This window comes from Pseudonocardia nigra, from assembly GCF_019396355.1.
Classification (GTDB): Bacteria; Actinomycetota; Actinomycetes; order Mycobacteriales; family Pseudonocardiaceae; genus Pseudonocardia; species Pseudonocardia nigra.
In genome coordinates this window covers 1-1,116 of sequence record NZ_JAHKRK010000492.1, presented here as the reverse complement: position 1 = coordinate 1,116, position 1,116 = coordinate 1, and the positions used below count along the sequence as shown (strand labels likewise).

1 protein-coding gene is annotated in these 1,116 nt (G+C 71.5%); it reads right to left on the bottom strand.

The genetic code is table 11. The features are described 5' to 3' along the window. Nucleotides 1–1,107 (bottom strand): acyltransferase family protein (locus KME75_RS41820; RefSeq protein WP_219420561.1); only part of this gene is annotated, 1,107 nt, incomplete at its 3' end. Nucleotides 1,108–1,116: the final 9 nt, after the last annotated feature.

Sequence of the window (1,116 nt, the reverse complement as noted above, 5' to 3'; positions counted from 1 at the left end):
GGTGACGGCGTCGGCGCCGGCCGGGGCGGGGACCCGCCTCCGCCGCGCCGCGCGGCTCAGGGCGGCGGTGATGCGGTCCGGGACGGTGCTGTGCTTGCGGCCCAGCGCGGGCTTCTCGACGAGGTACCACGACGCTGCCGCGGGGGCGATCGTGAGCAGCAGCCCGAGCGGCACGAACACGGCGGTGGGCGCGGCGGCGAGGCCGGTGAGGACGAGCAGCTGGAACAGTGGCCAGTGGTAGATGTACACGCCGTAGGACAGGTCGGCACGCATCGACCACGGCCAGGGGAAGCAGGTGCCGAACCAGAAGAAGGCGTAGGCGAGCGGGGCTGCGCCGAGCACCCGGTAGTCGTCGAACAGCGCCACGCTCACCAGGAAGACGGCCAGCGCGCCGGCGGCCAGGGAGGCGCGCATCGGGATGCGGTGGGCGTAGAGGTGGGCCGCGGCGCCGAGCAGGAACACGAACACCAGACGCAGCACCCGCTCGTTGAGCAACACCGGGAGCCCCGCCTCCTGCAGCACGGTGAGCACGGCGAGCACCCCGGCGAGTGCCGGCACCACCCAGGGGCGGCGGTGCAGCATGCCGATGATCCCGAGCGCCGCGACGATCACGTAGCAGAAGGCCTCGAAGAACAGCGTCCACAGCGAGCCGTTGAAGCTGGCGCCGTTCGGTGTGTCGGCGAGGATCCCGGCGATGTCGTACTGGAGGATCAGCAGCCCGGCGTTGCCGAGGACGTACCGCAGGGCCGAGGGGTCGCCGGTGAACGGGGTGCTGACCGGCATGCCCTGCAGAAGCGCGGCCAGCGGGGCCACCACGAGCGCCACGACGAGCAGGCACACCCAGAACCCCGGCATGATCCGCAGCGACCGGTGCCACGCGTAGCGGGGGAACGAGCCGAGGTTGAGGAAGCTGCGCGTGACCAGGAACCCGCTGAGGATGAAGAAGCCGTCCAGACCGAAGTCCCCGAGTGTCGAGTCGCCCCACTGCGGCTGGCTCCCGGTGCGGATCGCGATCCCGTGCGCCACGGCCACCAGCGCGGCGAACAGCAGGCGCAGGAGGTCGAAGCTGTTGCTGCGCGGGTCGAAGGTGTCCCGCAGCGTTCTCATCGTTCTCCC